Raw genomic sequence first — 12,217 nt, 5'->3', positions numbered from 1 at the left:
TGATTCATGTCAGGGAAATGACGCCCTGCTGTCTGGACCATGGCGATGAAAAGACCTAGGTGTTCGAGCTAGGAGATCGCCGAATGACCAAGCCGCCGCTGACATTATATCTGGCCGCCCCGCGCGGGTTCTGCGCCGGTGTGGACCGCGCCATCAAGATCGTGGAAATGGCGCTGCAGAAATGGGGCGCGCCGGTCTATGTGCGCCATGAGATCGTGCATAACAAATTCGTCGTCGACGGGCTGCGCGCCAAGGGCGCGGTGTTTGTCGAGGAGCTGGATGAATGCCCCGACGACCGGCCCGTGATCTTTTCCGCCCATGGCGTGCCGAAATCCGTGCCCGCAACGGCAGAGCGGCGCGAGATGATCTATGTGGATGCGACCTGCCCGCTGGTGTCGAAGGTCCATGTCGAGGCGCAGCGCCATGCGGATGCGGGGCTGCAGATGATCATGATCGGCCATAAGGGTCATCCCGAAACCGTCGGCACCATGGGGCAACTGCCCGAGGGCGAAGTGCTGCTGGTCGAAACGGTCGAAGATGTGGCCGAGGTCGCGGTGCGCGATCCGGCGAAACTGGCCTTTGTGACCCAGACTACCCTGTCGGTGGATGACACCAAGGATATCATCGCCGCGTTGCAGGCCCGCTTTCCGGCCATTGTCGGGCCGCATAAGGAAGACATCTGCTATGCCACCACCAACCGGCAGGAAGCGGTGAAAGAGGTTGCGCCGAAATCCGACGCGCTGCTGGTGGTGGGCGCACCGAACTCGTCCAACTCGCGCCGTCTGGTCGAGGTTGCCGCGCGCGCGGGCTGCAACTACGCGCAACTGGTGCAGCGCGCGACCGAGATCGACTGGCGCGCGCTGAACGGTATTTCCAGTGTTGCCATCACCGCCGGGGCCTCGGCCCCCGAGGTGCTGGTGAACGAGGTGATTGACGCCTTCCGCGACCATTACGATGTCACTGTCGAACTGGTCGAAACCGCCGTGGAAAACGTCGAATTCAAAGTGCCCCGCGTCCTGCGGCAACCGGCATGAGCGGCATCCCCCGCGCGCCGCTGTTTCTGGGGCTGGTCGGGCTGATCCCGTTTGTCTGGGGGGCGCTGACCTATCTGAGCGGCGATCTGAACGATTGGGGTCGGCAGGAACTGGGATCGCGGTTCGTGGGGCCATATATCCAACTGTTCTATGGCTCGGTGATCCTGAGCTTTATGTCTGGCGTGTTGTGGGGCTTTGCAACCAAGACCTCGGGCAGCAAGGCGGCGACCTGCTATGCGCTGTCGGTGCTGCCGGCGCTGTGGGCGTTCTTCATGACCGGCGGCGGGCCGGTCACTGCGGGCACCAACTTGATGTATGGCTTTGCCGGGCTGCTGATGCTGGATGCCATGTTCTCATACTGGCGGCTGACGCCGGTCTGGTGGATGCGGCTGCGCATCCTGCTGACCGCGGTCGTGCTGGCCTGTCTTGCGGTAGGAGTTTACCTGTGAGCGACGAACGGACGATCAACGCCTATACGGCGCGGGTCGCGGATTATCTGAACATCCCCCTGCCCCCCGAACAGCTTGAGGCGCGGCAGGCCTTTGCCGATGCCGTAGGCGCGGGTGGGTATGTGCTGGATCTGGGCTCGGGCCCCGGATCGGACAGCGCGTTTCTGATGCGGCAGGGTTTGCGGGTGCGGGCGCTGGATGCCACGCCTGCCTTTGTCGACCACGCGCGCGAGAACGGCGTCGATGCGCATCTGGGGACCTTCGATGATGTCACGGAAGTCGCCGAATATGACGGTATCTATGCCAGCTTTTCCCTGCTGCACGCCCCGCGCGCCGATTTCCCCCGCCATCTGAGCGCGATCTACGCGGCGCTGAAACCGGGTGGCCACCTGTTTCTGGGCATGAAACTGGGCACGGGCGAGCATCGCGACGGCATTGATCGATACTATACCTACTACTCAGAGGCCGAGATCGAGGCCGCTCTGACCGAGGCCGGGTTCACCATCGACCGCAGCGTCAAAGGGGTGGGGAAGGGTCTGGCGGGGTCATATGACGGGTTCATTCTGGTGTTTGCCCATGCCTGATCTTTTTGCCTATACCGACGGCGCCTGTTCCGGCAATCCCGGCCCCGGCGGCTGGGGCGTGCTGCTGCGCGCGATGGACGGTGAGACCGTGTTGAAAGAGCGCGAGCTGAGCGGCGGAGAGGCCGAGACCACCAACAACCGGATGGAATTGCTGGCCGCGATCAGTGCGCTAGAGACGCTGGAGCGGTCCTCGAAACTGACCATCGTGACCGACAGCGCTTATGTGAAGAACGGCGTCACCGGCTGGATTTTCGGGTGGAAGCGGAATGGTTGGAAAACTTCGAACAAGAAACCCGTCAAGAATGTCGATCTGTGGCAACGGCTGGACGAGGCGGCGCAGCGTCATGATGTGACGTGGGAATGGGTCAAGGGCCACGCGGGCCACCCCGAAAACGAACGCGCCGACGAGCTGGCGCGCGCGGGCATGGCCCCGTTCAAGCCGGACAAGGCCGGATCATGAGCGGGCTGGCGGTGCTGGACTATGCCTCGGTCTTTGTGTTTGCGCTGACCGGGGCGCTGGTGGCCAGCCGGGCGCAGCTGGACCTGATCGGCTTTGCCTTCATCGCCTGTCTGACGGCGGTGGGCGGCGGGACCGTGCGCGACTTGCTGCTGGACCGGCATCCGGTCTTCTGGGTCGGCCAGCCCGATTACATCCTGATCGCCTGCGGCGCGGCGATCCTGGTCTTTTTTACCGCCCATCTGGTCGAGAGCCGTTATAACCTGCTGATCTGGCTGGACAGTTTCGCCCTGTCAATCGCCGTGGCCGCGGGCACCGCGGCGGCGCTGTCGATGGGGCAGTCGGGGCTGATCGTCATTCTGATGGGCATCAACACCGGCTGTCTGGGCGGGCTGATGCGCGATGTGGTCTGCAACGAGGTGCCCTTGGTGCTGAAACAGGGCGAGCTTTACGTTTCCTGCGCGCTGGCCGGGGCGCTGACGGCGGTGCTGAGCCTGCATCTGGGGCTTGAAACCCTGCCGGCGCTGGCACTATGCGCCCTTGTCTGCTGGGCGCTGCGGGCCGGATCGCTGCTGTTTGGCTGGCGCTTGCCGGTCTACAAGGCGCGGCCGCCGCGTAGCTAGGATGAAGATGCTGACAAGATATCCCGCTCTGGCCGTTGCTTTGCTGCTGGCGGCCTGTTCTCAGCCCTACAACCCGGTCAGCTTCACCGCCCGGGGCGATCAGATCGTCGCCAGCGGCACCATCGACCACACGACGCTGAGCGCGTTTGAAGAGGTGATCGCCGACAATCCCGGGGCGCGGACGCTGGTGCTGCAGAACATCGAAGGCTCGGTCGATGATGACGCCAATGTGGTCTTCAGCCGCGTGGTGCGCGCGGAAGGGTTCGATACGGTCGTGCCCTCGGACGGGCTGGTCGCCTCGGGCGGGACCGACCTGTTTCTGGCGGGCAACCAGCGGGTACTGGAGCGCGGGGCCTGTGTCGGCGTCCACAGTTGGGGCGGCGGCGGGTATGTGGCCGCGGACCTGCCCAAGGGGCACCCCGAACATGACCGGTATCTGGAGTATTTCGGGGATATCGGCGTCGATCCCGCCTTTTACTGGTTCACGCTGGATGTGGCATCCGAGGACGAGATGCATTGGATGACCGCAGCCGAGGCGAACCGGTTCGACATGACCACGCGCGCGGCCCCCGCTTTGGGATCGGCGGCTGCGTGTGAGGCGCGATAGCGGTCAGCGCCGCCTGTAGGTCTGCCACAGCCAGATCACCAGCAGCGCCCCCAACACGGCGCCGACAAAACCCGACAGCCAGCCCATCATCGTGATCAGAGTGCGCAGGATCAGCCCGCCCACCAGCGCGCCGATGATGCCGATCAGCATGGTGGTGGGAATGTCGGCCTCGATCCGCATCAGGCGGGTGGCGAGGAAGCCTGCGGCGGCACCGATGATGATCAGGGCGACGATGGGCATGTCATTTCCTCCAATGGGTGGGCACGATGATCAGAGCACCGATCGACGACAGCACCGCGTCCAGACCGGGCGGGCCAAAGCTGATACCGAACATGATGCGAACGAAATAGAACAGGAAGGCCCCGCCGACGCAGATGATAATCGATGGAAGGTAACCGTTATGGGTAAAGCCGGTTTTCTCGGACAGGTAGCCGACGATGCCCGCAATCACGACAGTGCCCATCAGGATCATGAACATGGTGCTACTCCGACAACAGGTGGGTGCCGGCCGGGATTGGCCAACCCCGCAGGAACGTGTCCCTGTCCTGCGCGCCCTTGCCAGCCCGTTGCAGGCGCAGCAGCTCGACCGCGCCGGTGCCGCAGGCCACGGTCAACTGATCGTCCAGCACCTCGCCCGGAGTGCCCTGCCCTTCGGCCAGACGCGAAGCCAACAGCTTAATGCGGTCGCCCTGAACTTCTGTCCACGCGCCGGGGAACGGAGACAGACCTCGGATGTGACGGTCGACCTCTGTCGCGGGGGCGGACCAGTCGATGCGGGCCTCGGATTTGTCGATCTTGTCGGCATAGGTCGCGCCCTCATCGGGCTGCGGATCGGGCGTGAGGTGGGGCAGATCGGACAGGGCCTTGACGATCAACGCTGCCCCGATGGCCGAAAGGCGGTCCTGCAGCCCGGCGGTGGTTTCCTCGGCCCCGATATCGGTGGCCTCGCGCAGCAGCACGGGGCCGGTGTCCAACCCGGCTTCCATCTGCATGATGCAGATGCCGGTTTGCGCATCGCCCGCCATGATCGCGCGGTGGATCGGCGCGGCCCCGCGCCAGCGCGGCAGCAGGCTGGCGTGGATGTTCAGGCAGCCCTGGGCGGGCGCGTCCAGGACCGGTTGCGGCAGCAGCAGCCCATAGGCCGCAACCACCGCCACATCGGCGTTCAGCGCGGCAAAGGCGGCCTGTTCCTCGGGCGATCTCAGTGATCGGGGATGGCGCACTGTCAGGCCCAGCGCCTCGGCCCGCGCATGGACCGGTGTGGGGCGGTCTTTCTTGCCGCGCCCGGCGGGCCGGGGGGGCTGACAATAGACGGCGGCGATCTCGTGCCCGGCCGCAACCAGAGCGTCCAGCACCGGGACCGAGAAATCGGGGGTTCCCATGAAGATTATACGCATCCGTCCCTCCGTAGGATGGGGTTTCACCCCGTCTTCTTTGCCTTGCGCAGCAGCATGTCACGTTTGACCTTGCTGAGCCGGTCGAAATACATTCGCCCGTTCAGATGATCGATCTGATGCTGGACGCTGGTGGCCTCGATACCCACGAAATCGCGGCGGTCGATCTGGCCCTGTTCGTTGAGGAATTTCACCGTCACCGCGCGGGGGCGTTTCACCTTGGCTGAGACGCCGGGCAGGTTCGGGCTGGCCTCGTCATGCTCGCGCAGCTCGACCGAGCTGTGCAGGATCTCGGGATTGGCCAGACGCACCGCCCTGCCCCGCTGGGTCGAACCATCCACCACGGCCAGCCGCAGCATCACCCCGATCTGGGGCGCGGCGAGGCCGACGCCGGGCATCGCCTCCATCGTGTCGATCATGTCGTCCCAGATGGCGCGGATATCGTCGGTGATCTCGGGCACGTCCTCGGCCTTGCTGCGCAGGCGCTTGTCGGGCCATGGCAGGCAGGTCCGCACCGTCATGTGCGGGCCTGTTCGCGTTTCAGCTTTTGCATCTTGCGGGTGATCATCTGACGCTTGAGCGGTTTGAGATAGTCGATGAAGAGCTTACCGTTCAGATGGTCGATCTCATGCTGCACGCAGGTGGCCCAGAGGTCGTCAAAGGTTTCCTGCTGCAGATTGCCGTCACGGTCCAGCCATGTGACGTCCACCGTTTTGGGGCGGGTGACCTCGGCATATTGCTCGGGGATCGACAGGCAACCTTCTTCATAGACATTGGTCTCATCAGAGGATGCGATGACCTCGGGGTTGAACATCACCAGCGGGCGCGGGGCCTCGCCCTCTTCCTTGACGCAATCCACCACGATCAGCCGATCCAGCACGCCGATCTGGGGCGCGGCAAGGCCAATGCCCGGCGCGTCATACATCGTCTCCAGCATGTCGTCGGCCAGTTTGCGCAACTCGTCGGTGATGTCGGCCACCGGCGCGCAGACCTTTTTCAGGCGGGGATCGGGATGGATCAGGATATTGCGTTTCATGGGGCTGATTTAGGCCATCGCGCCCGCCACCGCAACGGCCCCCTTGCACATGGCGGAATTGAGGTTAGCTTTCGCCTCGACAGATGGAGATGACATGACTTTCAACGACCTGATCGACCGCCGGGGCACCAATTCTTCGAAATGGGACAAGATGGAGCGCCTGTATGGCGTCTCGCCCGAGGATGGGCTGGCCATGTGGACGGCTGATTCCGACTATGCCACAGCGCCTTGCGTGATCGAAGCGGTGCGCAAAGCGGCGGATCACGGCGCGTTTGGCTATTCTTGGATGCATCCGGAGTATCTGAACGCGATCCAGTGGTGGATGAAGACCCGCCACAATTGGGAGATCGACACCGATTGGGTGCTGACCTCGCAGGGGCTCGGCAACGCCATTGCGCTGTGTCTGGATGTCTGGAGCGCACCGGGGGATGGGGTGGTGATCTTCTCGCCCGTTTACCATGAGTTTGCGCATAAGGTGAACAAATCGGGCCGCCGCGTGGTGGAATGCCCGCTGGTGCGTGAGGGCGAGACCTATGCGCTGGATTTGGAGGATGCGCAGGCGCGGCTGGACGGGTCTGAAAGGCTGCTGCTGTGGTGCTCGCCGCAGAACCCCTCGGGCCGGGTCTGGACGCCGGACGAATTGCGGGCGGTGGCGGCATTTGCCGAACGCAACGGATTGATCCTGGTCTCGGATGAGATTCACCATGATCTGGTTTATCCCGGTTTCAATTTCGTACCGATGGATGTGGCCGCGCCGGATGCGCGGGCGTGGACCGTGACGCTGACGGCGGCCTCCAAGACGTTCAACATCGCAGGCCAGCGCACCGGCAACATGATCATACCCGACGCCAAGCTGCGGGCCGAGATGAAACACCGGTTGCAGACGCTGGATTATGACCCCAGCGCGCTGGGGGTGGCGATGATCACCGCCGCCTATTCACCCGAGGGGGCCGCATGGGTCGACGCACAGATCGCGCATCTGGCCGAGAACTGCCGGGTGTTCGACGCCGCAATCGCCGAGATTCCCGGCCTGCGGTCGATGCCGCTGCAGGCGACCTATCTGGCTTGGGTCGATTTCTCGGGCACCGGGATGGATCATAGTGAATTTATCCGCCGCCTGCGCGAGGATGCACGGATCGCCACGTCCCCGGGCCCCGGGTTCGGCACCGGCGGCGAGACGTTCGAGCGATTCAATCTGGCCACGCAACGCGCACGGGTGGAAGAAGCCTGCGCGCGCCTGAAGGCAGCCTTTGGCGATCTGCAGTAAGCCTTACGGACGGAGAAGCCCCATGCCCGAGACCCTTTTTGCGCTGCCGGACATCCCAAACATTCCGGTGCAGGGAGAACAGGCGACCTATCCGATCGGGCGGATTTTCTGCGTGGGCCGCAATTATGCCGCCCATGCTGCCGAGATGGGGCATAAGGTCGACCGCCAGACGCCGTTCTATTTCACCAAATCCGCGCCCAACGCGGTTTTGACGGGCGCATCTGTGTCGTATCCGGCGGGCACTGAGAATTATCATCACGAAATGGAACTGGCCGTTGCCATCGGTAAGCCGGTTTTTCAGGCCACGACGGCGCAGGCCCATGCCGCGATCTTTGGCTATGGGTGCGCGCTGGACATGACACGCCGCGATCTGCAGATCCGCGAGCGCAACAAGCAGCGCCCCTGGGATCTGGGCAAGGATGTGGAAAACGGAGCCGTCTTTGCCCCGCTGACCCGCGCGGGTCATTGGAGCCCATCGGATGACAAGCGCATCCACCTCAGCGTCAATGGGCAGGTCGCGCAGGATGCCACTCTGTCCGAGCTGGTCTGGAAGATCGATGAGCTGATCTGCCATCTGTCGGGTTTCTATCATTTGCGCCCCGGTGATCTGATCCTGACCGGAACGCCCGCCGGTGTCGGACCCGTGGTCGCCGGAGACCGGATCGAAGGCGGCATCGATGGGCTGGCCCCCGTGCAGCTGACCCTGACAGACCCCGATTGATCCGTTCGTCCAACACCCGAGCAACTTGAGACCCAAAGACTGCCGCCGAGGCCTCGGTCTGAAGGTTAAAATCTGCGCGGCTCAGTCGCGGTTTTCAAGCAAGGCGATGGGCGCGTCTGGCGCACGGTAAAAATCCAACGGGGCCTTGTCGGCGACCACGGTGCTGCGCTTGAATTCATAGCGCATCTCACCCACCGCTTCCTCATCCGCGATGATCAGGCATTGGTACAGGTGATTGGCCCCGTCATAGATATCGACCAGACCGCGCAGGCGCGGCGTGGTTTCGGCCTCGACGGTGAAGCCATCCTTCCACAATGTCAGAATTTTATAGCTATTGTTGCCGGTTTCCACACGTAAACGGCTGGATTTCTTCAATGCAGCGATTCGGGCCGCATCCAATTCGGCGCGAATTTCCTTTGAAACATAGGTACTCATTATAAATTTCCCCCTTCAATACCCTCTATTGTGGAACAGCTTTTGTAAAAATCCAGTGAACCGCGCCCCTTGGCCCGCAGGATTTGTGATCTGTTGCGCAACCGTCCCGGACTGTGCGCAGGCGCAGGCCAGATGCGCGCGCGGTGAAATAGGAACCGGGGTCGCAGCGGCCTATCTTTGCTGCAATCGCAATGCGGAGGAATGATGATGGGCCTGCTTGTCGACGGCAAATGGCATGACACCTGGTATGACACCCTGTCCACCGGCGGGGCGTTCAAACGCTCGGCCGCGCAGTTTCGCAACTGGATCACCGCCGATGGCGCGCCCGGCCCCTCGGGGCGCGGCGGGTTCGAGGCGGAAAGCGGGCGCTATCACCTGTATATCAGCCATGCCTGCCCCTGGGCCCATCGCACGCTGATCTTTCGCGCGCTCAAGGGGCTGGACGATCACATCGCCGTCTCGGTGGTGCATCCCGACATGCTGGACAAGGGCTGGACCTTCGCGACAGATACCGACGGCGCGACGGGCGACCGGCTGTTCGGGCACGACTTTGCCCATCAGCTTTATACCCGCGCCGATCCTAACTATTCCGGCCGGGTCACAGTGCCGATCCTGTGGGACAAGGTGGAAAAGACCATCGTGTCGAACGAAAGTTCCGAGATTATCCGCATGTTCAACTCGGCCTTTGACGGCATCACTGGCAATACCGACGATTACTGGCCCGAGGCGATGCGCGACCAGATCGAAGAGGTCAACGCGCGCATCTATTCCGACGTCAATAACGGGGTCTACAAATCGGGCTTTGCCACCACGCAAGAGGCCTATGACGCCGCCGTCGGCCCGCTGTTCGACACGCTGGACTGGCTGGAAGACCGGCTGGGCCGCAACCGGTACCTGATGGGCGACCGCATCACCGAGGCCGACTGGCGGCTGTTCACCACGCTGATCCGGTTCGATCCGGTCTATCATTTGCATTTCAAATGCAACCGCCGGCGGCTGGTCGATTATCCGAACCTATGGGCCTATACACGCGAGCTGTATCAGTGGCCGGGCGTGGCCCAGACGGTGCATATGGACCATATCGTGCGCCACTATCATTACAGCCACGACAGCATCAATCCGCACCGCATCATCCCGACAAACCCGGTTCTGGATTATTCAGAACCGCATGGGCGGGATCAGCGCCCGGCGGCGTAATGTTCGACCATGGCCGCCAAGTCCTCGGGCGGGGTCGAGCTTTGGACATAAGCGCAGGCATTGGCGCTGTGGGCAAAGATCGACCCGTCCGAAAAGAAGGTGGTGTTGGTGACAAAGATCACCCGCGCGTCTGGGCGGCGATAGCTGGCGAAGTCCGCCACCGCCAGCGCGCTGCCGGTTTCCAGCACCAGATCCAGCACGATGATATCGAATTCCGCGCCATACAGCGCCAATATCGCGGCCTCTTGCGTTTCGACCAGCGTGACCTCGGCCCCCTGCCTTTGCAGATGCCGCTGCCAAACCCGACCAAGATCGGGGTTACTCTCAACAATCAGAACATTCATATGCAACAACCTCGGCACGTGATAAGGTGATAGGTGCCGACCCCTGCCTCCCGTGATCACGCGATTTCCTTAACAAAGTGTTAACAAGGCCTGCACAGGGCCGTGATCCGGCGGATCGGCTTGTGCCAGCGGCAAAAATCCGCTTGAACCGGCACAGCATGGCGGTATCGGCAGGGGCAGATGGTGGAACAGGTGGACAGGTTGAACCCGCGGGGCGCGCGCGATCATGGCGGCGGGCTGGACGGAGCGATGGCACGATTTGGCGGCGCGCGGGGCGACTGGATCGATCTGTCGACCGGGATCAATCCGCACCCCTATGAGGTCGCGGGGCTGCGCCCCTCGGACTGGATGGAACTGCCTGATCATGGCGCGTTTGAGCGGCTGGCGGACGCGGCGCGCGGCTTCTGGAGCGTACCGGACGGGGCGGCGATTCTGCCTGCACCCGGAGCCTCGGCGGTGATTGCGCGGATGCCCGCATTGGCGCAAGCGGGCCGAGTGCAAATCACCTCGCCCACCTATAACGAACACGCCGCCGCATTTGCCGCGCAAGGTTGGCAGGTTCAGGAGACCGGCCCGGCCGAGGCGCGCGTCCTCGTGCATCCCAACAACCCCGACGGGCGTATCTGGGACGCGGATGATGCCGATGCCCCGCTGACAGTGATTGACGAGAGCTTTTGCGACGTCACGCCCGAGGCTTCGCTGATCCATCTGTCTGAACGGCCGGGCGTGGTGGTGCTGAAAAGCTTTGGCAAGTTCTGGGGTCTGGCGGGTCTGCGTCTGGGCTTTGCCGTCGGTCATCCGGACCTGATCGCGCGGCTGAATGATCTGACGGGGCCGTGGGCCGTATCCGGCCCGGCCCTGCGGATCGGGGAACAGGCGTTACGCGATGTCTCATGGGCCGAGGCCACCCGTGTCCGGCTGGAGAACGAGGCCACGCGGCTGGATCACCTTGTGTTGCCCAAGGGTGCGCGGCTGGTCGGCGGCACCAGCCTGTTCCGGCTTTATGAGGTTGATGACGCCGCCGCATGGCAAGATCGCCTTGCCCGCGCGCATATCTGGAGCCGTATCTTCCCCTATTCCAAGACCTATCTGCGCCTTGGCCTGCCGCCTGATACCGGCTGGACCCGGTTGGAGGCGGCGCTGTGAGCACCGCATTCGTTCTGGTCTGCGCGCTGTGCCTTGACGCCGCTCTGGGAGAGCCGGACTGGCTATGGTCGCGCCTTCGTCACCCCGCGGTGATGATCGGCAACGTCATCGGCTGGCTCGACAAGCGCCTGAACCACGTCGCGCAGCGGCGGTTGAAGGGGATCGCGGTGGTTCTGCTGCTGGTGCTGGGCGCTTATGCGATCGGTCGCGGGCTGGCGCTGCTAGGGCCGGTGGTCGAGATCGTGATCTGCGCGGTCCTGCTGGCACAGAAGTCGCTGGTCGAACACGTCCGCGCCGTGGGTGACGGGCTGCGCACCTCTCTGCCCGAAGGTCGTGCTGCGGTGGCGATGATCGTCACCCGCGACACGCGGGACATGACCGAGGCTCAGGTCACCCGCTCGGCCATCGAAAGTGCCGCGGAAAACCTGAGTGACGGGGTGATCGCACCCGCGTTCTGGTTTCTGGTCGCCGGATTGCCGGGACTGCTGATCTACAAGGCCGTCAACACCGCCGACAGCATGATCGGTTATCGCAACGAGAAATACGCGGCCTTTGGCTGGGCCGCCGCACGGCTGGACGATCTGCTGAACCTGATCCCGGCGCGGCTGACATTTCTGCTGATCGTGGCGCTGTCCAGCCAATGGTCCCGTTGGGCGGAAATGGTGGCGGATGCGCGTCGCCACGTATCACCGAACGCTGGCTGGCCCGAGGCCGCCATGGCGCGCGCACTCAACGTCGCGCTGGCCGGGCCGCGCAGCTATGACGGGCAAATGCGCGATCTGGCCTGGGTGAACGGCGACGCTCCGCGCGAAATCGGCGCGGAGGAGATTTTCCGCGCATGTGACATGCTGTGGCGCGTCTGGGGGCTTGCGCTTGGGCTCGTGTCGGTGTGGGTTGGGATCAACTTTATCATTTGAAGGACG

18 protein-coding genes are annotated in these 12,217 nt (G+C 63.4%); 11 read left to right on the top strand and 7 right to left on the bottom strand.

The genetic code is table 11. The features are described from left to right. Positions 1–83 precede the first annotated feature (83 nt). Genes ispH through ACR0J1_RS18315 form a run of 6 tightly spaced genes read left to right on the top strand, consistent with a single transcriptional unit; the run spans position 84 to position 3,754 of the window. The gene (gene ispH, locus ACR0J1_RS18340; RefSeq protein WP_480734128.1) at positions 84–1,034 is read left to right on the top strand and encodes a 4-hydroxy-3-methylbut-2-enyl diphosphate reductase; all 951 of its coding nucleotides are present in this window, start codon (positions 84–86) and stop codon (positions 1,032–1,034) included. Further along, entirely contained in the window at positions 1,031–1,483 is a 453-nt protein-coding gene (locus tag ACR0J1_RS18335; RefSeq protein ID WP_480734127.1) for a DUF3429 domain-containing protein, read from the top strand. The genes ispH and ACR0J1_RS18335 overlap by 4 nt, the downstream gene beginning before the upstream one ends. Beyond that, a complete protein-coding gene (locus ACR0J1_RS18330) occupies positions 1,480–2,067 on the top strand; it encodes a class I SAM-dependent methyltransferase (protein WP_480734126.1) in 588 nt (195 codons plus the stop codon). Before ACR0J1_RS18335 ends, ACR0J1_RS18330 begins: the two co-directional genes overlap by 4 nt. Then, positions 2,060–2,527 carry a ribonuclease HI gene (rnhA, locus tag ACR0J1_RS18325; protein ID WP_480534263.1) on the top strand — a complete coding sequence of 156 codons (468 nt, stop codon included), beginning with the start codon at positions 2,060–2,062 and terminating at the stop codon, positions 2,525–2,527. Before ACR0J1_RS18330 ends, rnhA begins: the two co-directional genes overlap by 8 nt. Beyond that, positions 2,524–3,147: a trimeric intracellular cation channel family protein gene (locus ACR0J1_RS18320; protein WP_480734125.1), complete on the top strand. Its 624-nt coding sequence runs from the start codon at positions 2,524–2,526 to the stop codon at positions 3,145–3,147. Before rnhA ends, ACR0J1_RS18320 begins: the two co-directional genes overlap by 4 nt. Positions 3,148–3,154: 7 nt before the next feature. After that, complete coding sequence (locus tag ACR0J1_RS18315; protein ID WP_480734124.1) at positions 3,155–3,754, top strand: COG3904 family protein; 600 nt, start codon at positions 3,155–3,157, stop codon at positions 3,752–3,754. Between the two features lie 3 nt (positions 3,755–3,757). Here the strand turns inward: ACR0J1_RS18315 and ACR0J1_RS18310 are convergent, their stop codons facing one another. The 5 genes from ACR0J1_RS18310 to def (ACR0J1_RS18290) are packed head-to-tail and all read right to left on the bottom strand — an operon-like array spanning position 3,758 to position 6,184. Beyond that, a complete protein-coding gene (locus tag ACR0J1_RS18310; RefSeq protein WP_480734123.1) occupies positions 3,758–3,994 on the bottom strand; it encodes a GlsB/YeaQ/YmgE family stress response membrane protein in 237 nt (78 codons plus the stop codon). A 1-nt stretch (position 3,995) separates the two neighbouring features. After that, entirely contained in the window at positions 3,996–4,232 is a 237-nt protein-coding gene (locus tag ACR0J1_RS18305) for a hypothetical protein (protein ID WP_480534255.1), read from the bottom strand. A gap of 4 nt (positions 4,233–4,236) precedes the next feature. After that, the gene (gene fmt, locus ACR0J1_RS18300; RefSeq protein WP_480734122.1) at positions 4,237–5,151 is read right to left on the bottom strand and encodes a methionyl-tRNA formyltransferase; all 915 of its coding nucleotides are present in this window, start codon (positions 5,149–5,151) and stop codon (positions 4,237–4,239) included. Positions 5,152–5,174: 23 nt separating this feature from the next. Beyond that, positions 5,175–5,669, bottom strand: coding sequence for a peptide deformylase (def, locus tag ACR0J1_RS18295; protein WP_480734121.1), 495 nt, complete (start codon positions 5,667–5,669; stop codon positions 5,175–5,177). Further along, positions 5,666–6,184: a peptide deformylase gene (gene def / locus ACR0J1_RS18290; RefSeq protein ID WP_480734120.1), complete on the bottom strand. Its 519-nt coding sequence runs from the start codon at positions 6,182–6,184 to the stop codon at positions 5,666–5,668. Before def (ACR0J1_RS18290) ends, def (ACR0J1_RS18295) begins: the two co-directional genes overlap by 4 nt. A gap of 94 nt (positions 6,185–6,278) precedes the next feature. Between def (ACR0J1_RS18290) and ACR0J1_RS18285 the strand changes: the two genes are divergently transcribed. Next, the gene (locus ACR0J1_RS18285) at positions 6,279–7,451 is read left to right on the top strand and encodes a MalY/PatB family protein (protein ID WP_480734119.1); all 1,173 of its coding nucleotides are present in this window, start codon (positions 6,279–6,281) and stop codon (positions 7,449–7,451) included. 22 nt (positions 7,452–7,473) lie between these two features. Next, the gene (locus ACR0J1_RS18280; RefSeq protein ID WP_480734118.1) at positions 7,474–8,172 is read left to right on the top strand and encodes a fumarylacetoacetate hydrolase family protein; all 699 of its coding nucleotides are present in this window, start codon (positions 7,474–7,476) and stop codon (positions 8,170–8,172) included. 81 nt (positions 8,173–8,253) lie between these two features. On the opposite strand, the gene ACR0J1_RS18275 is transcribed toward ACR0J1_RS18280, so the two are convergent. After that, positions 8,254–8,607 (bottom strand): hypothetical protein, encoded by a 354-nt coding sequence (locus ACR0J1_RS18275; RefSeq protein ID WP_480734117.1) that lies wholly within the window; start codon positions 8,605–8,607, stop codon positions 8,254–8,256. A gap of 207 nt (positions 8,608–8,814) precedes the next feature. Here ACR0J1_RS18275 and ACR0J1_RS18270 point away from each other — a divergent pair, with 207 nt between their 5' ends. Continuing rightward, positions 8,815–9,804 carry a glutathione S-transferase family protein gene (locus tag ACR0J1_RS18270; protein ID WP_480734171.1) on the top strand — a complete coding sequence of 330 codons (990 nt, stop codon included), beginning with the start codon at positions 8,815–8,817 and terminating at the stop codon, positions 9,802–9,804. On the opposite strand, the gene ACR0J1_RS18265 is transcribed toward ACR0J1_RS18270, so the two are convergent. After that, positions 9,786–10,148: a response regulator transcription factor gene (locus tag ACR0J1_RS18265; RefSeq protein WP_480734116.1), complete on the bottom strand. Its 363-nt coding sequence runs from the start codon at positions 10,146–10,148 to the stop codon at positions 9,786–9,788. The two genes, ACR0J1_RS18270 and ACR0J1_RS18265, sit on opposite strands and share 19 nt — an antisense overlap. A 180-nt stretch (positions 10,149–10,328) precedes the next feature. Here ACR0J1_RS18265 and cobD point away from each other — a divergent pair, with 180 nt between their 5' ends. Both cobD and cbiB read left to right on the top strand, forming a co-directional pair. Further along, positions 10,329–11,294 carry a threonine-phosphate decarboxylase CobD gene (cobD, locus tag ACR0J1_RS18260; protein ID WP_480734115.1) on the top strand — a complete coding sequence of 322 codons (966 nt, stop codon included), beginning with the start codon at positions 10,329–10,331 and terminating at the stop codon, positions 11,292–11,294. Beyond that, the gene (gene cbiB, locus ACR0J1_RS18255) at positions 11,291–12,211 is read left to right on the top strand and encodes an adenosylcobinamide-phosphate synthase CbiB (RefSeq protein ID WP_480734114.1); all 921 of its coding nucleotides are present in this window, start codon (positions 11,291–11,293) and stop codon (positions 12,209–12,211) included. Before cobD ends, cbiB begins: the two co-directional genes overlap by 4 nt. Positions 12,212–12,217: the final 6 nt, after the last annotated feature.

This window comes from Ruegeria sp. CJ3 (assembly GCF_056536725.1).
This window is presented reverse-complemented; position numbering and strand designations above follow the sequence as displayed.